This is a genomic window from Streptomyces sp. NPDC003456 (assembly GCF_042878735.1).
Classification (GTDB): Bacteria; Actinomycetota; Actinomycetes; order Streptomycetales; family Streptomycetaceae; genus Streptomyces.
Genome location: NZ_JBIAOK010000007.1, coordinates 191,673 through 217,483, shown reverse-complemented (window position 1 = coordinate 217,483; position 25,811 = coordinate 191,673). Strand labels below are relative to the sequence as shown.

General features: G+C 74.0%; 22 protein-coding genes. 9 read left to right on the top strand and 13 right to left on the bottom strand.

The annotated features are described in order from the left end of the window. Window positions 1-52: 52 nt before the first annotated feature. Window positions 53-664 (bottom strand): GNAT family N-acetyltransferase, encoded by a 612-nt coding sequence (locus tag ACFYWG_RS28400; protein WP_376326893.1) that lies wholly within the window; start codon window positions 662-664, stop codon window positions 53-55. A 232-nt stretch (window positions 665-896) separates the two neighbouring features. Here ACFYWG_RS28400 and ACFYWG_RS28395 point away from each other — a divergent pair, with 232 nt between their 5' ends. Further along, window positions 897-2,102, top strand: coding sequence for a flavin-containing monooxygenase (locus ACFYWG_RS28395; protein WP_389204087.1), 1,206 nt, complete (start codon window positions 897-899; stop codon window positions 2,100-2,102). Window positions 2,103-2,374: 272 nt separating this feature from the next. On the opposite strand, the gene ACFYWG_RS28390 is transcribed toward ACFYWG_RS28395, so the two are convergent. Further along, complete coding sequence (locus tag ACFYWG_RS28390; protein ID WP_389204086.1) at window positions 2,375-3,685, bottom strand: MFS transporter; 1,311 nt, start codon at window positions 3,683-3,685, stop codon at window positions 2,375-2,377. Window positions 3,686-3,757: 72 nt separating this feature from the next. Between ACFYWG_RS28390 and ACFYWG_RS28385 the strand changes: the two genes are divergently transcribed. Beyond that, on the top strand, window positions 3,758-4,798 hold the full coding sequence (locus ACFYWG_RS28385) for a GlxA family transcriptional regulator (protein WP_389204085.1): 1,041 nt from the start codon (window positions 3,758-3,760) through the stop codon (window positions 4,796-4,798). Window positions 4,799-5,355: 557 nt separating this feature from the next. Here ACFYWG_RS28385 and ACFYWG_RS28380 read toward each other — a convergent pair. From ACFYWG_RS28380 to ACFYWG_RS28370, 3 genes are all read right to left on the bottom strand, one after another. Beyond that, window positions 5,356-5,844, bottom strand: a complete 489-nt coding sequence (locus ACFYWG_RS28380; protein WP_383501990.1) for an ATP-binding protein — start codon at window positions 5,842-5,844, stop codon at window positions 5,356-5,358. Between the two features lie 989 nt (window positions 5,845-6,833). Further along, a complete protein-coding gene (locus tag ACFYWG_RS28375; RefSeq protein ID WP_389204084.1) occupies window positions 6,834-7,346 on the bottom strand; it encodes an EF-hand domain-containing protein in 513 nt (170 codons plus the stop codon). A 168-nt stretch (window positions 7,347-7,514) separates the two neighbouring features. Continuing rightward, window positions 7,515-7,895: an STAS domain-containing protein gene (locus ACFYWG_RS28370; protein ID WP_389204083.1), complete on the bottom strand. Its 381-nt coding sequence runs from the start codon at window positions 7,893-7,895 to the stop codon at window positions 7,515-7,517. 361 nt (window positions 7,896-8,256) lie between these two features. Between ACFYWG_RS28370 and ACFYWG_RS28365 the strand changes: the two genes are divergently transcribed. Together ACFYWG_RS28365 and ACFYWG_RS28360 are read left to right on the top strand one after the other, a co-directional pair. Then, the gene (locus ACFYWG_RS28365) at window positions 8,257-8,838 is read left to right on the top strand and encodes a sigma-70 family RNA polymerase sigma factor (RefSeq protein WP_376326900.1); all 582 of its coding nucleotides are present in this window, start codon (window positions 8,257-8,259) and stop codon (window positions 8,836-8,838) included. Then, window positions 8,835-10,223 carry a zf-HC2 domain-containing protein gene (locus tag ACFYWG_RS28360; protein WP_389204082.1) on the top strand — a complete coding sequence of 463 codons (1,389 nt, stop codon included), beginning with the start codon at window positions 8,835-8,837 and terminating at the stop codon, window positions 10,221-10,223. Before ACFYWG_RS28365 ends, ACFYWG_RS28360 begins: the two co-directional genes overlap by 4 nt. Window positions 10,224-10,279: 56 nt before the next feature. On the opposite strand, the gene purU is transcribed toward ACFYWG_RS28360, so the two are convergent. Beyond that, window positions 10,280-11,161: a formyltetrahydrofolate deformylase gene (purU, locus tag ACFYWG_RS28355; RefSeq protein ID WP_376326904.1), complete on the bottom strand. Its 882-nt coding sequence runs from the start codon at window positions 11,159-11,161 to the stop codon at window positions 10,280-10,282. A gap of 109 nt (window positions 11,162-11,270) precedes the next feature. Continuing rightward, complete coding sequence (locus ACFYWG_RS28350; protein WP_376326906.1) at window positions 11,271-11,771, bottom strand: hypothetical protein; 501 nt, start codon at window positions 11,769-11,771, stop codon at window positions 11,271-11,273. A gap of 117 nt (window positions 11,772-11,888) precedes the next feature. On the opposite strand from ACFYWG_RS28350, the gene ACFYWG_RS28345 reads away from it, so the two are divergent. After that, window positions 11,889-13,199 carry an ABC transporter substrate-binding protein gene (locus tag ACFYWG_RS28345; protein ID WP_385412498.1) on the top strand — a complete coding sequence of 437 codons (1,311 nt, stop codon included), beginning with the start codon at window positions 11,889-11,891 and terminating at the stop codon, window positions 13,197-13,199. 10 nt (window positions 13,200-13,209) lie between these two features. Here the strand turns inward: ACFYWG_RS28345 and ACFYWG_RS28340 are convergent, their stop codons facing one another. Beyond that, complete coding sequence (locus tag ACFYWG_RS28340; RefSeq protein ID WP_389204081.1) at window positions 13,210-14,883, bottom strand: hypothetical protein; 1,674 nt, start codon at window positions 14,881-14,883, stop codon at window positions 13,210-13,212. A gap of 200 nt (window positions 14,884-15,083) precedes the next feature. Then, a complete protein-coding gene (locus ACFYWG_RS28335; protein ID WP_383501926.1) occupies window positions 15,084-16,469 on the bottom strand; it encodes a transcriptional regulator in 1,386 nt (461 codons plus the stop codon). 308 nt (window positions 16,470-16,777) lie between these two features. Between ACFYWG_RS28335 and ACFYWG_RS28330 the strand changes: the two genes are divergently transcribed. The 3 genes from ACFYWG_RS28330 to ACFYWG_RS28320 all read left to right on the top strand — a co-directional run bounded on the left by ACFYWG_RS28330 (window position 16,778) and on the right by ACFYWG_RS28320 (window position 19,937). Then, a complete protein-coding gene (locus ACFYWG_RS28330; protein ID WP_376326912.1) occupies window positions 16,778-17,440 on the top strand; it encodes a bifunctional DNA primase/polymerase in 663 nt (220 codons plus the stop codon). 116 nt (window positions 17,441-17,556) lie between these two features. Next, entirely contained in the window at window positions 17,557-18,348 is a 792-nt protein-coding gene (locus ACFYWG_RS28325; RefSeq protein WP_389204080.1) for an ABC transporter ATP-binding protein, read from the top strand. Beyond that, entirely contained in the window at window positions 18,345-19,937 is a 1,593-nt protein-coding gene (locus ACFYWG_RS28320; RefSeq protein ID WP_389204079.1) for a transporter, read from the top strand. The genes ACFYWG_RS28325 and ACFYWG_RS28320 overlap by 4 nt, the downstream gene beginning before the upstream one ends. A gap of 37 nt (window positions 19,938-19,974) precedes the next feature. Here ACFYWG_RS28320 and ACFYWG_RS28315 read toward each other — a convergent pair whose 3' ends face one another. Next, window positions 19,975-20,874 carry an alpha/beta fold hydrolase gene (locus tag ACFYWG_RS28315; RefSeq protein ID WP_389204078.1) on the bottom strand — a complete coding sequence of 300 codons (900 nt, stop codon included), beginning with the start codon at window positions 20,872-20,874 and terminating at the stop codon, window positions 19,975-19,977. A 784-nt stretch (window positions 20,875-21,658) separates the two neighbouring features. Continuing rightward, complete coding sequence (locus ACFYWG_RS28310) at window positions 21,659-22,351, bottom strand: metal-dependent transcriptional regulator (protein WP_010035781.1); 693 nt, start codon at window positions 22,349-22,351, stop codon at window positions 21,659-21,661. Window positions 22,352-22,630: 279 nt separating this feature from the next. Between ACFYWG_RS28310 and ACFYWG_RS28305 the strand changes: the two genes are divergently transcribed. Beyond that, window positions 22,631-23,386 carry an SIS domain-containing protein gene (locus tag ACFYWG_RS28305; protein ID WP_389204077.1) on the top strand — a complete coding sequence of 252 codons (756 nt, stop codon included), beginning with the start codon at window positions 22,631-22,633 and terminating at the stop codon, window positions 23,384-23,386. A 112-nt stretch (window positions 23,387-23,498) separates the two neighbouring features. Here ACFYWG_RS28305 and ACFYWG_RS28300 read toward each other — a convergent pair whose 3' ends face one another. Then, a complete protein-coding gene (locus ACFYWG_RS28300; RefSeq protein WP_385412513.1) occupies window positions 23,499-24,902 on the bottom strand; it encodes a PAS domain-containing protein in 1,404 nt (467 codons plus the stop codon). A 189-nt stretch (window positions 24,903-25,091) separates the two neighbouring features. Further along, the gene (locus ACFYWG_RS28295) at window positions 25,092-25,505 is read right to left on the bottom strand and encodes a RidA family protein (protein WP_376326924.1); all 414 of its coding nucleotides are present in this window, start codon (window positions 25,503-25,505) and stop codon (window positions 25,092-25,094) included. Window positions 25,506-25,811: the final 306 nt, after the last annotated feature.

The following is a 25,811-nucleotide window of genomic DNA, read 5'->3' as shown; positions in this document are numbered from 1 at the left end:
CTTCGCGACGCCCGGGACTCATCGGCCCGCCGCCGGTGACCCGCGTCACCTGTCACGGCTCGTCCCCCGGCACCCGGACACCGGCCGGCTCCGGGTCCGTGGCCAGCCGGGCGTGCAGGTGGGCGTCCCGGAAGGTGTCGTGCCGGTCCTCCTCGAAGACGGCCCCGCGCAGGGTTCCCTCGTAGGCGAAGCCGCAGCGCTCGGCGATCCGGCACGACACCGCGTGGCCGACCGCGTGGTCCAGCTCCAGCCGGTGCAGGCGCATCTCCGTGAAGGCCCAGCGTGCCGCGAGCAGCAGGGCGCGGGTGGCGACGCCCCGGCCGCGGGCCTCGGGCAGGACCCAGTAGCCGACCCGGGCCACCCTGAGGTGGTACTTGATCTCGTTGACGCCGATGTGGCCCAGCACGGTGCCGCTGCGCGCGTCCGCGATGCGGAACGACAGCGAGGTGCCCTCCGTCGCGCTGTGCTCGCGCGCCAGCAGCGACTCACGGGCGCTCCTGCGGTCCGTGACCGGCCGCAGGGGGGTGTTCCACCTGCGGAACTCCGGGTCCCGCAGGCCGCGCAGCCAGGTGTCCACGTCGGAGCCCAGACCCGGGTTCCAGGGGCGCAACTGCAGGCCGTGTCCGTTCAGTTCGGGGAGTGAGTGGTCACGTGTGGGGGCCATGGGGCCATTCAAGCGCGTGCGGTCCCGCGCGCACCGGCCGACCGCGGCGCGGAGCACCGGGGCCCGCCGCCCCGTCGGCTCGCCCGCGGCCCCGGATCCGTCACCCGGCCGCCACAACCGGGCCGGATGTGCCACGGCCCCCATCCGCTCCCGCCACAGGCGTGATCAATCCGAAACCAATTCCGGTCTTGACCGAGACCCATCAAGCTGGTCCGTGATTACGCTCGCGCTCATGGCCGACTCCACACCCCCCACCCCCTCCTCCGCGCAGCCCGCTCCCGACCGCCCCGTCTACGTCGTCGGAGGCGGCCCCGGCGGGCTCGCCGCCGCGTACGCGCTGCGGGCCCGGGGCGTACGGGCCGTCGTCCTGGAGAAGTCCGACCGGGTCGGAGCGTCCTGGCGCCGCCACTACGACCGGCTGCACCTGCACACCACCCGCCGGCTGTCCGCCCTGCCCGGTCTGCCGATGCCCCGCCGGTTCGGGCGCTGGGTGTCCCGCGACGACGTGGTGCGCTACCTGGAGAAGTACGCCGAGCACCACCGGCTGGAGATCGTCACGGGTGTCGAGGTCTCCCGCATCGAACGCGCCCCCGACGGCGCGGGCTGGCTGCTGCACGCCACCGGCGGCCGTGAGCTGACCGGTGCCGCGGTGGTCGTCGCGACCGGCTTCAACCACACCCCGCGGGTGCCCTCGTGGCCCGGCCGCGCGTCCTGGCCCGGGGAGTTCCTGCACGCCGCCGAGTACCGCAACGGCACGCCGTACGCCGGCCGGGACGTCCTCGTGGTCGGCGTCGGCAACACCGGCGCCGAGATCGCCGTGGACCTGGTGGAGAGCGGTGCCGCCCGGGTCCGGCTGGCCGTGCGCACCGTCCCGCACATCGTGCGGCGGTCGACCGCCGGGTGGGCCGCCCAGTACAGCGGCGTCCTGGTCCGCCGCCTGCCGGTGGGCCTCGTCGACCGCATCAGCCGGGTGCAGGCGAAGGTGGCCGTGCCCGACCTGTCGGCCCACGGCCTGCCGCGCCCCGACACCGGCCTGTACAGCCGCGTGCAGCAGGGAGCCATCCCGGTGCAGGACGTCGGGCTGATCGACGCGGTGCGCAAGGGCAGCGTCGAGGTCGTCGCCGCGGTGGAGGGCTTCGAGGAGGACGGCTCGGTGCTGCTGGCCGACGGCTCCCGGATCTCCCCGGACACGGTCATCGCCGCCACCGGGTACGTCCGCTCCCTGGAGCCCCTGGTCGGGCACCTCGACGTCCTGGACGCCCGCGGCAGGCCCGTCACCCACGGCCCCCGCACCCCGAGGACCGCCCCCGGCCTGTACTTCACCGGCTTCACCAACCCGATCAGCGGCAACCTGCGCGAGCTGGCGATCGACGCGGTCCGCATCGCGAAGGCCGTCGCGAAGAACGAGGCCCGCGCCGCAGCCCGCCTCCCGTCCTGACCCGCCGCCGGGAACCTGGCTGCCCGGGGAGGCGGACCGGCTGCTCGCCTCCTTGGACCGGCTCCAGCTCAGGACCGCGGCCGAGTCCGGCAGCGTCGGGGCGTGCCGCGTCCTCGCCGCGCACGGCCGGACGAAGAGGATCCGCGCCACCGGCAGCCGCACTGCGCGCGGTCGAGCCGGTCCGGGCGGTGAGGTGGTCCGGCGGTGAGGTGGTGGTCCGGGGGTGAGCCGTCACCCCGGACCGGGGCTCCGTGGAGCGGACCGCGGGGTTCTCAGGGGGTCGCCAGGGCGGGTGTCGGCGTGGTGCGGCGGCGGATCACCAGGGCCATCAGTGCCGCCGCCGCGCACAGGGCTCCCGAGGCGTACCAGACCACGTCGTACGAGCCGAACGTGTCGCGGGCGACCCCGCCCAGGAAGGCGACCAGGGCCGCACCGACCTGGTGGGAGGCGAGGACCCAGCCGAAGACGATGGCGCTGTCCTCGCCGTACTGCTCGCGGCACAGGGCCAGGGTGGGCGGGACGGTGGCGACCCAGTCGAGGCCGTAGAAGACGATGAAGAAGATCATCGGCGGGTGGACGCTCGGGCCCAGCAGGATCGGCAGGAAGAGCAGCGACACGCCGCGCAGGGCGTAGTAGACGGCCAGCAGGCGGCGCGGCTCGAAGCGGTCCGTGAACCAGCCGGAGGCGATCGTGCCGACGACGTCGAAGACGCCGATGACCGCGAGCAGGGAGGCGGCGGCCGTCACGGGCATGTGGTGGTCGTGGGCGGCGGGGATGAAGTGCGTCTGGATCAGGCCGTTCGTGGAGGCCCCGCAGATCGCGAAGGTGCCGGCGAGCAGCCAGAACGGGCCGGTGCGCGCGGCCGAGAACAGCACGGTGACGGCCCGCCGGGCCGCACCGGTCACGGGCGCCGGCTTGGGGACGAACTCCGTCGCCCCGTACGGCTTGTGGTCCACGTCGGCCGGGTGGTCGTGCAGCAGGAGCCAGACGAACGGGACGACCGCGAGTGCGGCCAGGGCGACCGTCACGGCCGCCGGCCGCCAGTCGTACCGCTCGATGATCCAGGACAGCAGCGGCAGGAAGATCAGCTGCCCGGAGGCGGACGCGGCGGTGAGGATGCCGCTGACCAGACCGCGCCGCGTGGTGAACCAGCGGTTGGTGACGGTCGCCGCGAAGGCCAGCGCCATGGAGCCGGACCCCAGGCCGACCAGCAGCCCCCAGCACAGCATCAGCTGCCAGGCCGCCGTCATCCACACCGTCAGACCGGAGCCGAGCGCGATCAGGGTCAGGGCGACCGCGACGACCCGGCGGATGCCGAAGCGGTCCATCAGGGCGGCGGCGAACGGGGCCGTCAGGCCGTAGAGCGCGAGGTTGACGGAGACGGCGGCGCCGATCGTGCCGCGCGACCAGTCGAACTCCGCGTGCAGCGGGTCGATCAGCAGCCCCGGCACGGAACGGAAGGCGGCGGCGCCGATGATCGTCACGAAGGTGACGGCGGCGACGAACCAGGCGCGGTGCACGCGGGGACGACGGCGGGGCTTCGGCGGCTGCTCGACGGCCGCTGCTTCGGTTGTCTGGCTCACGTCATAGAGCTTCGGGTCCGGACCGCCCGCGCAGCGAGTGGCCCGAAGGACAGCATTCGTTAGGATCGGGCCATGACTCCGGCCAGTGAAGCACCCGGGCCCGGGGCGGACACCGGTTTCCGCCCGCACCGCGTCGTCGTCCTCGCGCTCGACGGGCTGCTCCCCTTCGAACTGGGCATCCCGCACCGCATCTTCGGCCGCCCCCGGGACGACCGCGGACGGCACCTGTACGAGGTCGTGACCTGCTCGGTCCGGCCGCCCGGCCCGGTCGAGACGGACGCCGACTTCGCCGTCCACGTCCCGCACGGCCCGGAGGCCCTGGCCACGGCCGACACGGTGATCGTGCCGGCGTCGTACGCGCTGGGCCCGGTCTACGACGAGGGCGTGCTGACCGGGGAACTCGCGGCCGCGCTGGCCCGGATCCGGCCGGGCACCCGGCTGGCCTCGATCTGCAACGGCGCCCACGTGCTGGCCGCCGCCGGCTACCTGGACGGGCGCCGTGCCACCACCCACTGGGCCGACGCCGACCACCTCCAGCGGCTGTTCCCGCGGGTGGAGGTGGATCCGGACGTGCTGTTCATCGACGACGGCGACGTGCTGACCTCGGCGGGCGTCGCGGCCGGCATCGACCTGTGCCTGCACATGGTGCGCCGCGACCACGGCGCCGCCGTCGCCAACGAGGTGGCCCGCCGTACGGTGGTGCCGCCGCACCGCGACGGCGGGCAGGCGCAGTACATCGAGCGGCCGGTGCCCGATCTGCAGCAGGCGTCCACCACCACCGCCCGCGCCTGGGCCCTGGGCCGTCTCCACGAGCCGATCCAGCTGCGCGACATGGCCGCGCAGGAGTCCATGTCGGTGCGGACCTTCACCCGGCGCTTCCGCGAGGAGACCGGCGTCAGCCCCGGCCAGTGGCTCACCCAGCAGCGGGTGGAACGGGCCCGCCACCTGCTGGAGTCCACCGACCGCTCCATGGACCGGGTGGCCCGGGACGCCGGTTTCGGCACGGCCCAGTCGATGCGCCAGCACCTCCAGGCGGCGCTCGGCGTCACCCCGATCGCCTACCGCCGCACCTTCCGCGCCCAGAACCCGGCACCGACCGCCTCAGGCGGATGAGCAACGGGGGCGGGTGAGCAACAGGGCGGATGAGCAACGGGGGCGGGTGAGCAACAGGGCGGATGAGCAGCGGGGGCGGTCGACCGGCTCGGCGCCGGAAGCACGGGGGCCTCGCCGCCGTCGCGGACAGTTCCCCCTTCGCTGTCCACAGCCTGTGGACAACCATGCGGGCCGACTGCCGCACCAGCGGACGGCGGCGGCGCCGCGCTGCTCGCCCCGAGCACGGCAGCGCGCGCCACCCCCGACTCCGGCGCTCCACCCCCTGGCTTCCGGGCACTGCCGGCAAGCCGACGCCGAATGCACGACCCGCACTCGCCGAGGACCGCCACCACGGGGGCCCTCGCCGTCCCCTCACGGCGAATCGCTGCCACCAGCGTGATCAGCCCGTCACCACCAGTCAACAGCCGATCCGCGATATGTCCCGTTGTGCGGCATTCACCGCAGGCGCGCACGGAAGCACGGCCCGGCGCACCGCCCCGCACCCAGGGGAAACCGGCCGACTCACCATGCACCCGTGCCCCTGCTCCGCCGGAGGACGGGGGGCCGTGAACCGCGCGCTACACGGCTTCGTACGCCGCCAGCCCTTCGAGGGCGGACTCGTCCGGGGCGCCGTACACCACCGCGCCGGCCGGACACGACCTCGCCACGTCGCGGGCGGCGGCACACCGGTCGATCTCGCACCAGATGCGCTTGCCGCCGGCCTCGACGCTCCAGCCCCACCGGTCCGCGAGCCCGTCGACGAGGGCGAGACCCCGGCCGCCGGTCGCCTCGTCGCCGGCGCACCGGGGCACGGGGGCCCGGCCGCTGCGGTCGGCCACCTCGAGCCGGACGGTGGCCTCGTCCGTCACCGCCGGCGGCAGGCACAGCCGCAGCAGGGCGGGACGGCCGGTGTGGACCACGGCGTTGGTGACGAGTTCGGAGACCAGCAGGATGAGCGTCTCGGCGAGCGGTTCATCGGCCTGTATGCCCGACCCGGCCAGGCGTGAGCGGGCCCATCGCCGCGCCCGCCCCACTTCTGCGGGGTCGGGCCGGATCTCCAGCTGCACTTGAAGCACCTGCACCGCTCACACCATCCGAACCGGCGGACACTTAGGCTCGCGCCTCACGAGGGCCACGATCGTAGCCATTTTCTGCATGGCCAGAACAACGGCCGGGACATGGATCACGGAATGTGAATCCGTTGTGGGACAGCATGGTTGACGTACAGTCACCCCAACAAGCGCTTCGGGCATATTCCAGCGCGAAGGAGTACCCCTGCGGCATACTGTGCGACGCTCCCCAGGGGCAGTCGAACATGCGGCGCCACCGGGTCCCACCGCGCTCTGAGCCACTCGCATCTCACCCAAGGTACCGGAGGGTCCGCCGACTCCGGGGGGTGACGGAACAAGGCGGCTGACACAGAGCGGTATCAACGCTCCGTGATCACTCAGTGCCACGATCCGCGACACGTGCACAGGTCCGCGCGGCGACGGTGCAGCAGGACGCCCTGCGGCGCCGGCGCGCCGAAGGAGACGATCGCGCACACGCCCTCACTGTGCGTCACCATGCCGGTGCGGGACGTTCGGACCGGTGTCCGCCGGTGCGGGTCCCGCGGCTCGGACTGCCAGGTGAGGACCCTGCCGCCGGGCGACCGGCGCGGGCGGTCCGTGCCGCGCGGCGCGGGTGCGCCGGCGAGGAGGCGGGCGGCGGTGCGGCTCGCCGGACCGGCCGTGACGGCGGCCGCGGCGGATGTCGCGGCCGTGGCACGAGGCGTCACGGAACGGCGCGGGCGGAACGGCGCAGGAGTGCGCCGGGGCGGGGAGGGCGTCGACGGGACGGCCGAACTGCTCGCGCGGCCGGGCGTGTTGCGCGGGCGGCCTCGAACAGGGCTTCACACACCGCCAGTTCTGGCGGGCGGGGCGGTGACCGCCGTCTGCCGGGCGTCCGGCCCGGCCTGTTGGAGGACGCGAGGGCGTCTTGCCCGCGGGGGCACCTCCCACGGGGCGGACCCCCGCGGGACGTACCTCCGCGGGGGGCGCCGGGACCTGGTACCGGCCTATTCGGGCACGGTGAAGTAGCGGGCGAAGGCGGGCACGACCTCGGCCTCGCCGACCTTGCCGTCGCCGTCCGTGTCCAGCGCACCGGCCGCGCGGCCGGCCAGGTCCCCGGGAACGCCGAAACACTTCAGGACGCGGGCGGCCTCCTCGACCGTCGCCGCGCCATCGCCGTCGGTGTCGGCGACGGCCAGGGCCGCGTGCAGGAACGGCCGGGCGATCTCGGCGAACCGGTCGGGGTTGTCGCGCAGGCGCTTGACCGCGCCGTTGACGAACTCCTCGCGCGTGATGCGCTGGTCGCCGTCGCGGTCCGCGATCCCGGCCATGCCCTGCCAGAAGGCCTCGGCACCGCCGTACAGCGCCTGCCCCTTGTCGGAGCGGGCCGCCACGGTGAACTCCCCGAGGAGCGCCTTGGCCGCCCCGTAGAAGTCCTCGCGGTCGATGTAGCCGTTGCCGTCCTGGTCGAAGCCGGCGAACCGGTCGGCGATCCTGCGCTCGTACTCGCTGCTGACCATGTCTGTTCCTGGCCGCCTTACGTCGGGTGGGGTGCGTCTGGGTCGGAGCGTACGACGGAGGGGACCGTCCGGGCGCGGGAAAGCGGCACTTGTGCCGGGACCGGGGGGATTCCGGGACGGCGGCGTGGCCGAACGGCGACACACGGTCCACCGCGTGTCACCGCGTCCTCACGCGGAGAGGGGTTCGCCCTCGTCGCCGAGGGCCGCGTCCAGGTCGCCGTAGACGTCGAAGAGCCTGCGCACGCCCAGTGCCCCGAGGACGCGGTTGACGTGGGAGCCGTCCGCCGCGCCGCGGGCGGGCAGCACGAGGCGCAGCTGGCCCTGGCAGGAGCGGATCAGCCGGCGGGCGGCGATCAGCACGCCGACACCGCTGGAGTCGCAGAAGAACACCTGGGACAGGTCGAGGACGAGACAGTGGTGCCCTTCGGCCACCACGTCGTGCACGCGCTGGCGCAGCACCGGTGACGTCACCAGGTCCAGTTCGCCCGACACCCGGAGCACGGACCAGTCGCCCTGCTCGCCGTCGGTCACTTTGAAGGTCACCACCACGCCCCTCGCTCGCCCGAACGGAAGCAGTCCCTACGCTTCCTTGCTGCGCGGCTGCCCAGCGGCCGTTCCCTGAAACGCGCGCCGTAAAACTGAACTCTGAAAGAAGCGGCTGGTTTTAGTCGACTTCGATCCTGTTCGATCCCCTTCGGACAGGTCTGATCGGAAGGCGGAGGGTAGGCGCGAACCGGGCAGCACGCGGTGCGCACGCCGGTGGTCCTCTACCACCTGCGGCTCACCGGGGGGCGCACATTGGCACAAAGGGGCGTGCACCACCGGCCGTGCCGACTACATTCGAGGAGGCGCCGGGCACAGGCTGGACGGCGAACCGGTGCGAAGGACGAGCAGGGGGTGACGGAGCCGCATGGCCGGAAAAGACGTACCGCCCCGTTGGGACCGCAAGATGCAGCAGCGGCTGGCCCGCGGGGAGGCCGCCGCCCTGGGTGAGCTCTACGACCGGTTCGCCTCCCTCGTGCACGGGCTGGCCCACCGCGTCCTCGGCGACGAACACGCAGCCGACGGCATCACCCGCGAGGTCTTCGTCCACGTCTGGGAGCACCCGGACACCTACGACCCCCGCAAGGGCCCGCTGCGCACCTGGGTCGCGACCCTGGCCCACCGGCTCGCGCTGCAGCGGCTGCGCGCCACCGAGACCGCGGCCCTGGCGCGGGACGGCGCCGGCAGTACGGAGGAGCTGGAGCTCAGGGTGCGCAGCGCCTCGGTCGCCGCCCGCGCCGACTACATCGTCCAGTCCATGCCGGTCCCGCTGCGCTCGGCCCTGGAACGGGCCTACTTCCAGCGCCGGGACTACCGCCAGACCGCGGCCGACCTCGGCATCACCGAGGACGAGGCCCGCCGCCGCCTGCGCCTGGGCCTGCAACTGCTGTCCACGGCCCACGACACACAGGCGCCGGGCGCACCGCCCGGATACGGGGGTGGGGTGTGAACGGCCCGGACCGATTCGAGGCGTACGACGGCCATGACGGCGAGGACGGCCACGGGGACCGCGCGGAGGACGGACCCGGCGGGACGGACCCCGGGAATGGGGCTGCCGGAACCGGCGCGACGGCCCCTGGACAAAGGGCTGACGGACCCGGGGACGAGCAGGACCCGGCGCGGCAGCCGCGGATACCGCTGCCCCGGGCCTCCGTCGAGGACGGCGGTCAGCCCCTGCCCGCACCGGCGGACCCCGGCGGGGACGTACCGCCGCCGCCCGGGCCCGTGCCGGCGCACGCCGTGCTGAAGTCCCTGCTGGGCGCGTGGGCGCTGGCCGCGTGCTCGGCCGAGGAGGCGACGGCCGTCGAGGAGCACCTCGGCACCTGCGGCGGGTGCGCCGACGAGGCCCGGCGGCTGCGCGAGGCGGTCGGGCTGCTGCAGCGCCCCGACAGTCTCGACCTCGACCCGGGCCTGCGCACCCGCGTCCTGGAGACCTGCCTGGAGCGCCGCCCGCCGCGCATCCCGGTGCCCGACTGGGCCGCCGCGTACGACGCCGAGACCGCGCGCCTGGACGCCCTGCTGCAGGACTTCGGCGACGCCGAGTGGCACGCCCCGGTGCGGCTGCGCTGGTTCCGTTCCGACGAGTCGACCAGCCGCCGCACCACCGTCGCCGGGGTGATCGCGCACCTGCTCACCGTCGACGGCATGGTGGCGGCCGCGCTCGGCCTGGACGACCCGCTGGGCGAGGTCCCCGCGCAGGACCCCACCCCGTCGGCCCGCACCGAGGCGTACTGGCGCGCCTCCCACTTCCCGCCCACGCGGGCGGTGCGCGGCCCCTGGCGCGAGCAGAGCCACAACCTGGTCCGCACGGTGTCCTTCACGGGCGGCGGCACCGGCCGCATGCCGATCTCCTACGGGGAGTTCGAGCTGCCCCTGCACGACGCCATGCTGGACCGGGCCTTCGAGTGCTGGGTGCACGCCGAGGACATCGCGGACGCGGTGGACTACCCCTACGACCCGCCCTCGCCACGCCATCTGCACCGCATGATCGACCTGGCGGCGCGCATGCTGCCGACGGCCCTCGCGCAGCGCCGCCGTACCGGTCTGGCCGCGCCGGCCGCGCACCGGCACCTGGTCGCGGCGGGCGAGCCGGGCCGCAGTCTCCGCCTGGAGATCGAGGGTTCGGGGGGCGGTGAGTGGCTGATCCCCCTGGACTCCCCGGCGGCCAAGGGCTCGGCGGAGCACGAGGTGGCCCACGTGGCCCTGGACGGCGTCGAGTTCTGCCGCCTGGCCGCGGGCCACGTCCCGCCGCAGGAGGCGGCAGCCGGCCAGGTCGGGGACCGGGAGGCGATCAGGGACGTCCTGTTCGCGGCGGCGTCCCTCAGCAGGATGTAGACCCCGGCCGGGCGTCCGGACGCGTTCCGGCCCGTGCGCCGGAGCGTCCGGGACCGCTAGGCGAAGACGACGGTCCGGCGCCCGTTGAGCAGGATCCTGCGCTCGGCGTGCCACTTCACGGCCCGCGCCAGCGCCTGGCACTCCACGTCCCGCCCGATCGCCACGAGCTGGTCCGGCGTGACGTCGTGCCCGACCCGCTCGACCTCCTGCTCGATGATCGGCCCCTCGTCGAGGTCGGCCGTCACGTAGTGCGCCGTCGCCCCGATCAGCTTCACGCCCCGGGCGTGCGCCTGGTGGTACGGCTTCGCGCCCTTGAAGCTCGGCAGGAACGAGTGGTGGATGTTGATGATCCGGCCGCTGAGCTGCTTGCACAGGTCGTCCGAGAGGACCTGCATGTAGCGGGCCAGCACGACCAGCTCCACGCCCTCCGCGCGCACGATCTCCAGCAACCGCGCCTCGGCCTCGGACTTGGTGTCCCTGGTCACCGGGATGTGGTGGAAGGGGACGTTGTACGAGGCCACCAGCTCGGCGAAGTCGGTGTGGTTGGACACCACGCCCGCGATGTCGACGGGCAGCGCCCCGATCCGCGCCCGGAACAGCAGGTCGTTCAGGCAGTGCCCGAACTTGCTGACCATCAGCACGACCCGCATCCGGTCCTCGGCCCGGTGGATCTGCCAGTCCATCTGGAAGGAGTCGCCGATCGCGGCGAAGCTGGCGCGCAGCTTGTCCACGGTGACGGGCGCGTCCGCCGAGAAGTGGACGCGCATGAAGAACAGTCCCGTGTCGTGGTCGCCGAACTGCTGGCTGTCCTCGATGTTGCACCCGGTCATGAACAGGTAGCTCGACACGGCGTGCACGATGCCCTTCCTGTCCGGGCAGGAGAGGGTGAGGACGTACTGGTCGGGCGGGACCGGGGCGCTGGAGGACTGCTCGCTCATGCGGAACAGGTTCCCACAAGCGATGGCGGCACCGGCAATCGTCCCGATCCTCGGACCAGCGACGACGGCAAGCGCGACGCCCAGCCCGGCCCGCCCCCGCCCGGCCGGGCTAGGCGGCCCGCGTCATGAGGTGCAGCACCTCCAGGCTGCGCGGCGGGAAGTCGGGCTCCTCGCCGTCACTCGCGGCGAGCCGCACATGGGCCTCCCGGGCCGCCCGGACCGCCTCCGGCCACGCCTCGTGCTCCAGGTACGCGGCGACCGGGGCGTCCGGCCCGACCTGGTGCATGATCCGCAGCACCCGAAGGACGGCCGTGTCGACGAGCGCCGCCTCCTGCGGGTCCCGGAAGATCGTGCCGACGTATTTCTCCGCCGACCAGTGGTCCAGCCAGGTGTCCTCCACCAGCCGGTACACCGCGTCGGTCACGTCGCCGTAGCCCTCCACGCCGGCCAGCCAGACGTCCCGCTGGAAGGCGGGATCGGAGAGCATGTGGAGCGCCGAGCGCACGTTGCTGCGCCAGCGCCACCACGGCATGTCGTTGACAGGCATGCCGCCCATGGTGGAGGAGCGGCGGCCACGACGGGAAGAGTTCTCCGAAGCTTGCACGGTCATCGATCGTACGTTCCCCTCCACATCGGTCACATCAACCCCCGTAATTCACCTCTGCGTCACCATCCGTTGACCGCGGATCACTCACGGGTTATCCGTGTGACGGAATCGTGCGGACTCATGACCGGCAGGCGACGCACCCGCAGCACATTCCTCCCCGGCCTCCTCTCCCGTCACGCCAGAAAAGGCCTCGTCACCGCGGGAACGGCGGCCGTGTGCGCGTCGCTCCTCGCCGGCTGCGGTGTCGTCCCCGGCACCACGGGGGGAGCCGGGGACGACACCATCACCGTCATGACCTGGGCGCCGCAGGACACCGAGGCCACCAACAAGCCCGGCATGCCCGCCTTCGCCCAGGCCTACGCCCGCTGGGTCAACGCCCGGGGCGGGATCAACGGCCGCAAGCTCAACGTCCTGACCTGCAACGACCACAACGACAGCGTGGCCGCCGCCAAGTGCGCGCGCCGAGCCGTCAAGGAGAGCGCGGTCGCGGTCGTCGGATCCTACAGCCAGTACGCCGACTCCTTCTTCCCGTCCCTGGAGGGCGCCGGCATCCCCTACATCGGCGGCTACGGCATCACCAACGCCGAGTTCACCAGCCCCCTGTCCTACCCCGTCAACGGCGGCCAGCCCACGCTGCTCGCCGGTCTCGGCCGGGAGCTCGCCGACTGCGGGCCGGTCGCGCTGGTCCGGCCCGACACGATCGCGGGCGACCAGCTGCCCCCGCTGCTCGACTCCGGCCTGAAGACCGGCGGCCACAAGGGCCTGCGGGACCAGCGGGCCCCGGAGGACGCCACCGAGTACGACGGCCAGGCAGCGCAGGCGCTGCGCACCACGACCGCCGACCCGGAGGAGCGGGGGTGCGTCGTCCCGGCGCTCGGGGACCGCAACGGCACCTTCATGGACTCCTTCCGCCGCGCCCGCGAGGACTATCCGGACGTCCGCACGGCCACGGTGCTCGGCAGCGTGGACCAGACCGTGATCGACGCGACCGGCGGGGCGTCCGGCCCCTACGAGGGGTCGTACATCACGGGCTGGTACCCGGTGGTGACCGACGCCCGCTGGGACGGGATGAAGCGGGTGATCCGGGAGGAGGCCTTCGGCGACAACCGCGTCGACCCGGCGGACGCCGGGGTGCAGACCACCTACATCGCCTACACCGTGTTCCGGAAGGCGGTCGAGTCGCTGGGCGGCGGCCAGGTCAGCGCCGACACCCTCAGCGAGGCCCTCGACGACGGGCTGAAGATCGACACGGGCGGGCTCACGCCCACGCTGCGGTGGCAGTTCCAGGACGAGCTCGCCGGTGTCGGCTTCCCCCGCCTGGTCAACGCGAACGTGACCCTCCAGGTCGTGCGGGAGGGGCGGCTGGTGTCGGCGCGCAAGGGCTTCGTCGACACCACGCGGACCCTGCAGGACGCCGACGTGGCCTACTGAGCGGCGCCGCTCACAGCTGGGTCGGACCGCGCTGGGTCAGGCCGTACTCGCGGGCGATGGCGTTCCACAGCTCGGCCGCCTTGGTCTTCTGGGCGCTCGCGACGCCGCTGGCCCGGTTCCCGGCCGCGGTCTGGCCGGTCACCCTGGCCTGGCCCTTCTTGCAGCCCTTCTTGCCGGCGGTCTGGTCGGCCCAGGCCGCGTAGTGGTCGTCGGCCGAGGCGGAGGCCCGCCAGGCCTTGGTCAGGGCGTCGGTCAGCGCGGCGTGCTCGGGCAGCCGGCCGACCTCGATGCCGCCGAGCCGGGTGACGAGCTGGTTGCGCTGCTTGGCGGCCTCGCGCAGGTCCCTGGCGGCCTGCGCCAGGTTGTCGCAGCGCTTGACGTCGGCGACCGCGTTGATCACGGTGCTGCGGCTGTCACCGCTGTCGGCGAGCAGCTTGTCCAGCTCGACCGCCTGCGCCCGGGCCGGGTCGGCGGACGGCGAGGCGGACTCCTTGTCCTCGGCGGGCGCGGAGGCGGCCACGGTCTTGCCGTCGCTGCCGTCGTCGTCACCGCCCCCGCCGCCGGCGAGCAGCGCGCCCGCGCCGATGCCGAGGACGGCGATGCCGACGCCGACGGCGGCGATGAGGGGCACGCGCGAACCGGTGCGGCCGCTGCGGGAGCGGCCGGGGGCCGCCGCCGCGCGGGAGGGCTGCCCGCCGCGCGGGGGCGGCGGCGTGGACGCCTCGATCCGGGGCATCTGCTGCGTGGCCCCGGACGGCTCCTGGCCGCCGTCCCCGCGGAAGAGGTGGCCGAAGTCGGCGGGCGGCTGCTTCTCCCCGCCGCCGGGCACCGGCGGGATGTACTGCGTGGCCTCGGCGTCCGGGCCGGGAGCCGGCGGCATCCCCGCGGCCTGCGGCCCGGTGCCCAGGTAGCGGGTCGCCTCGGGGTCCTGCGCCCCGGGCCGCTCGGGCGGCAGCGCCCCCGAGGTGACCGGGGGTATGTACTGGGTCGCGGCCTCGCCGGCGGCCGGAGGCACGGGCGGCAGGTACTGCGTCGCCGCGGCGGACCCGTCGGCCGGGACGGGCGGCAGGTACTGCGTCGCGCCCTCGTCGGGCACCGGGCCCTGGTGGCCGCCCGCGCCGGCGGGCGGCAGCGGCGCCCCGGCGCCGCCGTAACCGCCCGCGGACCCGTACGCCTGACCGCCGGCCCCCGCCGGGTTGCCGTAGGCGTCGGCGGCGGGGGGCAGCGGGCCGTACCCCTCGGCGTGGCCGGTGTCCTGCGCGGGCAGCGGGGCACCGCCGCCGGGCATCCCGTACGGGTCGGTGCCGTACGGGCCGCCGGGCTGTCCGGCGCCGTACGGGTGCGGTGCGTTCTCCGGCGGGAGCGCTCCCGGCCCCTGCGCGCCGGACGGCTGCCCGCCGTTCCACGCCTGCTGCTGCTCCGGGTCCGTCCACTGCCCGCCCTGAGCCGGGTGCGGGGACTGCCAGCCCTGGTCCGGCGGCGCCTGCTCGCCGGGGCCCCAGGGCTGTCCCCACATCTGTCCGCCCGCCGGGGCGCCCGACGAGGCGTCGGAGTGGCCGGACGGGGAGCCGGCCGGTCCACCCGTCATGCCCGGCAGCAGTGGTTCGCCACCGTCCGAGGGCAGCACGATGCCTTCGCGCGCGGGGCGCGCCGAGGGCTCCTCGCCCTGTCCACTCTGCGTCACCGGGACTCCTACCAATGGGGGACCTTGTGAATCGTCGGGTCACGCTACCGGGTCCCCTGAGCCCCGTGCCACGCAGCACAGGACACGGCCTCCCGCCCTGTGAGCACGGTGACAGCACGGGTCACGGCACGCCTTGCATCCCACCTCCCCCGCGTCAAGCGGCCGTTCCCCGTACGTTCACGCTCCGGTGGAGCGTGTGTTCACGCGGCCGCCTGCAGATCGAGCCGCGCCCCGAACTCCCGTACCACCGCCTCGTCCCGGTACGGCTCCAGCCGCTGCTGGAAGTCCTCCAGGTATTCGGCGCCCCGGTTGGACCGCAGGTCCTCCAGCAGTTCCACGGCCTTCGTGCCCGTGCTGCACGCCTCCTCGATCTCGCGCTGCTGCACCTGCGCCGTGGCGAGCAGCACGTAGCCGATGGCCCGGCGGCGGGCGCGCGTCTGCGGATGCCCGGCCAGCGACTCCTGCGCGCAGCGGGCCGCCGCCTCCGCCTGGCCCAGGTCCCGGTGGCAGTGCGCCAACTCGTCGGCGAGGTACGCCTCGTCGAAGTGCGCGATCCACACCGGGTCGTCGCCGGTTCCGGGGTCGGCCGCCTCCAGGGCGCTCACCGCGCGCCCCGCGCAGGAGTGGGCGGCGCGCGCGTCGCCCATGAGGGCGTGCCCGCGCGCCTCCGCGGCGTGGAACATCGACTCCGCCCGCGGGGTCACGCGCCCCCGCGCCCCCTCCTGCGCCGCCCGCGCCAACTGCGCGATCTCCCGCGGGTTCCCGAGCTGCGCGGCGAGGTGGCTCATGGAGGCGGCCAGGACGTAACCGCCGTAACCGCGGTCCCCGGCGGCCTGCGCGAGCCGCAGCGCCTGGATGTAGTAGCGCTGGGCCAGGCCCGGCTGGCCCGTGTCGACGGCCATGTACCCGGCGAGTTCGGTCAGCCGGGCCACCGCGGCGAACAACTCGCGGCCCACGGCCTCCCGGTACGACCCGGCGAGCAGCCCGGAGACCACGCTGTTGAGGTAGTGCACGACGACCGGCCGCACGTGTCCGCTGCCGTACTGGTGGTCGAGGTCCACCAGCGCCTGCGTCATCGCGCGGACGGCCTGCACGTCGGACTGCCCCACGCGCGGCCCCGCCGCACGCGACACCTGCGCGTCCGGCGCCGAGATCAGCCAGTCGCGGCTGGGCTCGACCAGCGCGGACGCGGCGACGGAGGAACCGGCCAGGAAGTCCCGCCGCCCCACGTCGCTGCGCCACAGCTCGCAGACCTGCTCCACGGCCCCCAGCACGGTCGGTGAGAACTGCAGGCCCACCCCCGAGGCGAGGTTCTTGCCGTTGGCCATGCCGATCTCGTCGATCGTGACCGTACGGCCGAGTTTGCGGCCCAGCGCCTCGGCGATGATCGCCGGTGCCCGGCCCCGCGGTTGCTGCCCGCGCAGCCAGCGCGCCACCGACGTCTTGTCGTAGCGCAGGTCGAGACCGTGCTCGGCGCCGCACATGTTGACCCGGCGGGCGAGGCCGGCGTTGGAGCAGCCGGCTTCCTGGATGAGCGCCTGGAGCCGTTCGTTCGGCTGCCGGGCGACGAGCGGCCTTGCGGCCATGGCGTACCCCCTTGGCTGCGGTGCCCTGCCCTCGCACCGAGTTGACGTGTCTTCCCCGGCCGGACCCCCTCGCGTCCCGGCGAGAGGGATCCGGCCGTGAAGATCAATGCCCCGCCGACCAGGCGAAAATGCGAGGCATGTGAGGATTGCCGGGGTTACGGCTGGCGCCGGCCCCACACGTGGCTACCCACCTCGGGCCGCCGATCCTCATGCGCGCCCCCGGACATGCACCCATGCGCCCCGGCCACGGGCGCGATGCCCCTCCCCGCGCACGCGGGCGGGCGTAACCCCCGGTGACAACCGGAGTTGTGTTCATCGTGGAAGAGACGATCGCCGGCACCGAAGCCGCCCAGATCCCGAAGCAGCGCGGGGAATCGCTGCTGGAGACCGCTGTCCGCTACGCCGAGGAGCGCCACTGGGACGTGTTCCCCGGCACCTGGCTGGAAGCGGTCGAGGGAAGCCAGCGCTGCTCCTGCGGTGACGCGGCGTGCCCGGCACCCGGGTCGCACCCGGCGCGCCCCGACTGGGCGACGCAGGCGACGGGCAGCGCGACCGTGGCGCGGCGGATGTGGCAGAAGCAGCCGGCCGCGTCGATCCTGCTGCCGACGGGCCGGACGTTCGACGCGATCTCCGTGCCGGAGACGGCCGGGTTCCTGGCGCTGGCGCGGATGGAGCGGATGGAGCTGACGCTGGGGCCGGTGACGCTCACGCCGGACCGGCGCATGGAGTTCTTCGTCCTTCCGGGGGCCGCCGCGAAGGTGCCCGACCTGGTGCGCACGCTCGGGTGGTCGGTGTCGTCGCTGGATCTGACCGTGCTGGGCGAGGGCGCGTACGTGGCCGCCCCGCCCACCCGGTTCGGGTCGCGGGGGGCCGTGCAGTGGGCCTGCCGGCCGACGCCCGCGAACCGGTGGCTGCCCGATGCCGAGGAGTTGATCTCGCCGTTGGCCTATGCGTGCGGCAGGGATCGCTGAGGGCGCCTTCTGTCCCGCCTGGTCCGGTTTCCTCGGCGGCTGCGGCCTCGTCGTGGTCGATCGGGCAGTTCCCCGCGCCCCGGAGAGAAGGGCGTTGCCCCGCCGTAGGGTGCACGGTGACGGAGGGAGGCGCGGTGGCATCCAGCGCTGTGCGTGTGCGGGGGCTGTGGAAGCGGTTCGGGCAGCAGATCGCTGTCGCCGGGATCGATCTGGAGCTGCCCGCGGGCAAGTTCATCGGGCTCGTCGGGCCGAACGGGGCCGGGAAGACCACCACGTTGTCGATGGTCACCGGGCTGCTCCGGCCCGACCAGGGGACCGTCGAGGTCGTCGGGCACGACGTGTGGCGCGACCCCGTCGAGGTCAAGGCCCGCATCGGGGTGCTGCCGGAGGGCCTGCGGCTCTTCGAGCGGCTGTCCGGACGGGAACTGCTCGCCTACACCGGGCGGTTGCGGGGCCTGCCCGGGGCGGAGGTCGACAAGCGGGCCACCCAGCTCCTGGACGTCCTCGACCTGGCCGGGGCGCAGCACAAGCTGGTCGTCGACTACTCGACCGGCATGCGCAAGAAGATCGGGCTCGCCGGCGCTCTCCTCCACAACCCCGAAGTGCTGTTCCTGGACGAGCCGTTCGAGGGCGTCGACCCCGTCTCCGCCCAGACCATCCGCGGCGTCCTGGAGCGCTACACGGCCTCCGGCGCCACCGTGGTGTTCTCCTCCCACGTCATGGAGCTCGTCGAGTCGCTGTGCGACTGGGTCGCGGTGATGGCCGCCGGGCGGATCCGCGCCACCGGCACACTCTCCGAGGTGCGCGGCGAGGCACCGTCGTTGCAGCGGGCCTTCCTCGAACTCGTCGGCGCCGGGGGCCGGGACGCCGGCTCCGACCTCGACTGGCTGGGCGGCGGGTCCCGGTGAGCACGCCCGCGATCACGCCCGTCTTCGTCCGGCTGAAGCTGTCCCTGCTGCGCAACGGACTGCGCCGGTCCGGCGGGCGCAAGGCCGCCTACATCACCTCGGCCGTCGTCGCGCTGGTTTTCGCCGCCCTGCAGTTGATCGGCCTGATCGCGCTGCGCGGCCACGCGCACGCCGACGCCGTGGTCGTGCTGGCGGTGGCGGTGCTGGGACTCGGCTGGGCGGTGATGCCGCTGTTCTTCCCCAGCGGTGACGAGACCCTCGACCCGACCCGGCTGGTGATGCTGCCGCTGCGGCCCCGGCCCCTGATGGGGGCCCTGCTCACCTCCTCGCTGGTGGGCATCGGCCCGCTGTTCACCCTGTGCCTGCTGATCGGCTCCGTGGTCGCGGTGGCCCGGGGCGCGGCGGCGTTCGTGACCGGTGCGGTGGCCGTCGCCCTGGCGCTGCTGCTGTGCGTGGCGCTGGCCCGGGCCGTCGCCGCCGCCAACGTCCGGCTGCTGACCAGCCGCAAGGGACGCGACCTGGCGGTGCTCAGCGGCCTCGTCATCGCCGTCGGCGCGCAGGTGGTCAACTTCGGCGCGCAGCGCATCGGCGCCTCCGGGCTGGGCGAACTCGCCCCGGCGGCGGACGTGCTGGAGTGGGTGCCACCCGCCTCGGCGATCGGCGCCGTGCACGCCGTGAGCGAGGGGGCGTACGGGCGCGCCGGCGCACAACTGGTGCTGACCGCCGGCGCGCTGGCCGCACTGCTCGCCGTCTGGTCGCGGCACCTGACACGGCTGATGACCTCACCGGACGGATCGACCCTGCCGGCCGCCGACTCCGCCGCCCGGGAGCGGACCTCCACCGGCCTCGCCCGGCTGCTGCCCCCGGGCCGTACCGGCACGGTCATGGAGCGCAGCCTGCGGTACGTGTGGCGCGACCCGAAGACCAAGGCGGCCTGGGTGACCTCGCTGGCCATCGGCCTGATCGTGCCGGTGTTCAACGCCTGGCAGGGCACCGGCTCGGTGTACTTCGCGTGCTTCGCCGCCGGGATGCTCGGCATCCAGATGTACAACCAGTTCGGGCAGGACACCTCCGCGTTCTGGATCGTCGCCATGACGATCTCCACGACCCGCGACGCCTACGTCGAACTGCGCGCCCGCGCCTGCGCCCTGCTGCTGATCACCCTGCCGTACGCGACGCTGGTGACGGTCCTGACCACGGCCGTGCTGGGCGACTGGCGGCGGCTGCCCGAGGCGCTCGGGCTGTCCTTCGCCCTGCTCGGCGCGATGCTCGCGACCGGGGCGTGGACCTCCGCCCGCTTCCCCTACTCCATCCCGCAGGAGGGCCACAAGAACGTCGCCCCCGGACAGACCGGGCTCGCCTGGATCTCCATCTTCGGCGGGATGATGGCCGCCGCCCTGCTGTGCGCCCCCGTCATCGCGCTGACGATCTGGCTGAACGTCAGCGCCGACGGCGACGACTGGACGTGGCTGCTGCTGCCGGCCGGCACCGCCTACGGCGCCGCGCTCGCGGTGGCGGGCCTGCGCCTGGCCGCACCGCGCACGGCCCGGCGCCTGCCGGAGATCCTCACGGCGGTCAGCAAGGGGTGAGGCCCCCCGGACCGACCGGGGCCGGGGAGAGGGTGCGTCAGTGGTCGCCCAGCGCGTCCAGGAACGGCTCGATCGCCGCGCGCCAGGCCTCCGGCTGGTCGTAGTGGACCAGGTGGCCGGCGTCGGCGACCTCCGCGTACTGGCCGCGGGGCAGGACCCGGACCATCTCCTGGGCCTCCGCGCGGCCCAGCTCGCCGTCCAGACCGCGTACCACCAGCGCCGGGCACCGCACCTGCGCCAGCTCCTCCCAGTGCGCGTCGTACACCCACGTCTCCCGGGAGCGGAGCATCTGCTCGGGCTCGAAGACCGGGCGCCAGCCGTCCGGGGACTCGGCCATCACCTCGGCGTAGAACTCGCCCCGGGCCGGATTGGGCCGCTCCACCCAGGGGTCGTCCTCACCGAACCACTTGCGCACGTCGGCGAGGGTGGCGAACGGCAGCGGCCAGGACTTGAACCACTGGTCCCACTCGCGCTGGGAGGCGGCACCGAGCGCGGAGGCCCGCATGTCGCAGATGATCAGGCCGCGGACCAGGTCGGGGCGCCGGGCGGCCAGCTGCCAGGCGGTCAGCGCGCCCATGGCGTGGCCGATCAGGACGACGCGGGCGAGCCCGAGCTGCTCCAGGGCGGCCTCGGCGTCGTCGACGTAGGCGTCACGGGCGAACGACCCCTGCGGCGGTTTGTCGCTGCGGCCGTGGCCGCGCTGGTCGAGGGCGACCGCGCGGTGGCGCTCGGAGAGCCAGCGGGCGGTGGGCGCCCAGTGCGAGGCCCGGCCCATCAGGCCGTGCAGTAACAGCACGCCCGGAGTCCCGCCGGAGGCGGGATGCGCGCCCTCCGCGTCCGGGGCCGCGGCGGCCGGATCCGGCTTGGGCGGGTCGCCGAACTCCCAGGCCGCCAGGCGTACGCCGCCCGTCCCGATCACGTCGATGCGTCGCGCCATGTCCTGGCACCCCCCAAGCTTCGCGCGGACCGCGGCCCGATCGGCCGGTCCGGTCCTGTGAACCGTGTTCTGCCTGCTGTGCCTTCTGCCCTGCGAGTCGCGGCACCCCGCCGCCGGTGCGACCGGCCGTGCGCCGTCCGCAGACTATCGAATGCGCTTTCGAGGATGGCCGTCCGGCGGCCAACACCCCTCAATCGAGTGACCGGCCCCGGGGATTGATCGCTGTCTGCGAGGGGAGATTTCCAGCGGGGGGCGGACCGCTCGGGGAAAAACGGTCCGAGGGCACGACCCTGAGAGCTCGGGGCTCCGGGTCGGTCCAGGGGAGGACAAGCCCCGGCGCCGCACGGCGCCGGGGCTCTCCACGTTCCGACGGCACATCCTCCCGCCCCCTCCCCGACCGGGCGACATCGCTGTCAGGCCACGGCCCAGAGCCCCTCAGGTCATATGCCTCGCGCCCCAGCGTCGCACGGGAAGCGGACGAGCGCTGCCCTTCGGCGTACTGCGCGCGAGAACCCACAAAGATCGCGCCAACGCGACGGCACCACGACCGGCATCGCAAGCCGAGGCACCGCTCGGACGCAGAGCGAGGCTCCTGCGCGGCGGGCCGCACCAGTGCCTGCCCTGCCCGGGAAGCCGGGGCGTCGTGCGCGGGAGCCACCTCACCGTCCGCCGGAAGCCGAACCGGCGACACCGCCACCAACGGCCCGCCGCCGCGGCCGAGCCCGGCGGCCCCGCTCCGGCGGCACCGGCCCGGCCGGGCCGCCGCGGCCGGACCCGCGACAGCTCAGGGCTTCGCCACGAACACGTGCGAGGCCACGTCCGACTCCAGCTCGGCCGCCTCACCGCCGCTGCCGACCAGCACCCCGCCCGCCGACTCCGTCACACTCACCACCGAGCCGGGCTGCACCCCCGCACGCCGCAGCGTGTACATCAGCTGCGCGTCCGTCTGGATCGGCTCACCGATCCGGCGCACCACGACCGTCTTGCCCTCCGCACCCGGGTCCAGGCTGGCCAGCGACACCATGCCCTCGTCCAGGAACGGGTCCGCGCCGTCCTTCTCGCCCAGCTCCTCCAGCCCCGGGATCGGGTTGCCGTACGGCGACTCCGTCGGGTGCCGCAGCAGCTCCAGCACGCGGCGCTCCACCGCCTCGCTCATGACGTGCTCCCAGCGGCACGCCTCCGCGTGGACCTGCTCCCACTCCAGGCCGATCACGTCCACGAGCAGACACTCGGCCAGGCGGTGCTTGCGCATCACGCGCGTGGCCAGCCGGCGTCCCTCGTCCGTCAGCTCCAGATGCCGGTCGCTCGCCACGGAGACCAGACCGTCCCGCTCCATCCGCGCCACCGTCTGGCTCACCGTAGGCCCGCTCTGGTCGAGCCGCTCGGCGATACGGGCGCGCATGGGGACCACACCCTCTTCCTCCAGCTCGAGGATGGTGCGGAGATACATCTCCGTGGTGTCGATCAGTCCGGACATACGTGCCCCTCGAATGAGATCTGCCGGAGGCTGGACAGCTCACCGGCGTGTGCGCTGGCCCTGCCATCAATTCTGCCGGATACCACCGACAACCGTGTCGCGGGCGGGAAAGCAGGGGGTTACACACCCTCGTGGGAGGGTACGGCCCCGATTCACGCCGCTCGACAGCCCGCCACGACCCGGCCCGCGCCCCGGCCCCCGGCCGTATTGACACCGCACTGGTCCAGACCGCACCGTGATGCGCGACACAACGACGAGGCCAGCATGAAGGGACCCTCCATGAGCGACCGCGCGCCGGCCGATCAGTTCCTCGACGCCGCGATCGACCTGCTGCGCACGATCCGCGACGAGGAGGCCGACAGCATCACCGCCGCCGGGAACCTCCTCGCCGACACCGTCGCGGGCGGCGGCCAGCTCTTCGCCTTCGGCGCCGGGCACTCCTCCCTCGCCGCGCAGGACCTCGTCTACCGCGCCGGCGGCCTCGCCCTGATGAACCTGCTGGTCGTTCCGGGTGTCGTCGGCGTCGACGTCATGCCCGCGCCCCTCGGCTCCGCCCTGGAACGCGTCGACGGCCTGGCCTCCGCCGTCCTCGACAGCTCTCCGCTCCGCGCGGGCGACGCGCTGCTGATCATCTCCCTGTCCGGGCGCAACGCCCTCCCCGTCGAGATGGCCCTGCACGCCCGCGCCCTCGGCGTGAAGGTCATCGGTGTGACCTCGGTGGCCTACGCCTCCCAGACCACGTCCCGGCACAGCTCGGGCACGTTCCTCAAGGACCACTGCGACCTCGTGCTCGACTCCCGGATCGCGGTCGGGGACGCCGAACTCACCCACGACGCCATCCCCGCCCCCTTCGCCCCCGCCTCCACGGTCGTCACCTCGGCCCTCCTCCAGGCCGTCATGGCCACCACCGCCACGGCGCTCGCCGACCGCGGCATCGAACCCCCGCTGCTCCGCTCCGGCAACGTCGACGGCGGCCACGACTGGAACACCCGGGTCATGGAGCAGTACGCCGACCGCATCTTCTACCGCCACTGAGCCCTCCCGCGAAGCGGGCCGGAGCCCGAGCCGAGGGCCGGCGGCGTACGGAGTCGGGCGGGACGGAGTCGGTCGGGACGGGGTCGGGCGGAACGGAGGCCGGCGGGACGGCTCAGGCCCGGCCCGTCAGTTCCGCCAGGTCCAGGGCCGTGGCGATGCGGACCGCCACATCCTCCGCGTACATCGCGTCCGCGCGCTCGAAGGCGCTGCGGCCCGCGCCCCGCAGGAACGTCACCACGCCCAGCGTCCGCCCCCGGCTGCGCAGCACCGCGCACAGCGCGTGCACCGCGTCCGGCGGCCACTGCCGGGACACCGCCCAGGCCCGCGCCTCCTCCGGCGACGCCGACCCCGCAGTCGCCCGCAGCGCACCCGACCGCTCCACGCACTGCAGCGCCGGATGCCCCTCGGCGTACCGCACGGGCAGACCCGCGCGGCCGGACAGCCTGCTCGGGCCGGGCGCCCCGGACGGCGTGGCCGCCACCCGCACCAGCCGCACCGGCCCCTCGTCGTCCGCACCGGCCGGCGACCCCTCCGCGACCCGGTCGATCAGGGCGTGATCGGCGAACCCGGCCAGCGCGAAGTCCAGGTGCACCGTGGCCGCCTCCCCCGGGTCCTCGCACTCCGCCGCCGCCCGCGACGCCCGGTGCAGCTGCTGCGCACGGAACCGCAGCAGCGAGGCCTCCTGCTCCGCCTGCTTGGATTCCGTCACGTCCTGGAACAGCCAGCCCACCCCCAACGGCACCGGCTCCTCCGCCAACGGCGACGCCAGCCGCAGGAAACCGCTGCGCCAGCACCGCCGCCGCTCGCCCTCCGGCGACCGCACACTCACCCACACCTCGGCCGGCTCCGGCGGCGCACCCTGGGCCAGCACGTGCTGCAGCGCGCTCTCCAGCTCCTCCACGCCCTGCGCGAGCAGCTCCCCCAGCGGCCGCCCCAGCACCGACGTACGGCCCGTGCCCAGCGCCCGGGCCGCGTGCGCGTTCACCACGGCGGGCCGCAGATCGGCGTCGACCAGGACGACGCCCCAGCCCGCGTCCTCGAACAGCGCCTCGCTCAACGCGATCGACCGCTCCAGGTCGATCTGGGTGTGCACCTCGCTGAACGCGCAGTACACCCCCGCCGGCTTCCCGTCCGGCCCCCGCACCGCCGCCGACTGCGTCCGCACCAGCACCCGGCCGCCGTCCTTCGTCAGCAGCGCGAACTCGTGCACCTGCCGCCCCGGGGCGTGCATCGCCGACAGCAGCCGGCTCTCGACCTCCTCGGCGTCCGCGCTGCGCACCGCCCAGCCGGCCAGCCCTCGCCGCCCGACGGCCTCCTCCGCGCTCCAGCCGAGGATCCGTTCGGCCTCGCGGTTCCAGTGCGTCACGACCCCGTCGGCGTCGAACGCGCACAGCGCCGCGTCCATCCCGTCCAGCAGCGCGGCGAGCAGATCGGAACCGGCACCGTCCGAACCGTCCCGCCCGGGCTCGTCGGGCCCCAGCTCGTCGGTGGTCCCACTACGCCGGGAAGCACTCACCTGGACCCCCTGCAGGCTGCGTCCGCACGCACGGCACGTCGGTTCGCTCCTTGCAATCATTCAACTGGAACGTGACCGGGCGCACACCGAGTTCCCACAACATTGAGGGAATCGTTGTACGGCGGCAATCCCCACGTCAACGCCCCGGTGACGGCCCCGGCGCCGGGCGTTCCCGGCCGCCCGCCGCCGTCAGTCGATCAACGGCGCGGCACCGCCACCGCTGCCGCGCCGGGCGTACACCTCGATCTCGATCCGCATCCGCGGATCGGCGAGCCCGCACACGAGCATCGTCGCGGCCGGCCGCACCTCGCCGAAGCAGGCGCGCAGCACCGGCCAGCAGGGCTCGAAGTCCTCCCGCACGGGCAGCATGTACCGCACCCGCACGACGTCCGCGAAGCAGGCCCCGGCCTCCTCCAGAGCCGCCCCGATGTTCCGCAGGCACTGCTCCGCCTGCTCGACGACGCCGTCCGGGATGGTCATGGTCGCGTAGTCGAACCCGGTCGTCCCGGACACGTGCACCCAGTCCCCGTCCACCACGGCCCGGGCATACCCGATCCGCTCCTCGAACAAGGACCCACTGCTGATCGCCCACCGCTGCGTCATGCCCGAACGCTAAGGCGGCGATCGTCAGGGCGTCCACGGGGCACGGCAGCCCGGTGAAGCCGCCGGGTTCCAGCACGTACGGGTGACAGACGACCGAGCGAAGGTTCGACGACAGGGGTTCACTTCGCACGAACGGGTGTTCTCGGAGCCTCACGGGCCCGATCGGGCGGGCAGGGGGCTAGTTTCGGCGGCGTACTCGAGAAGGGAGGTCACTCGCTCCCCGGCCGTGAGGCCGACGGGTGACCAGCCCCGGTCATCACGATCCGGTGGATCAGGCAGGTGCAACCGATGACTACGTTTCCTGTG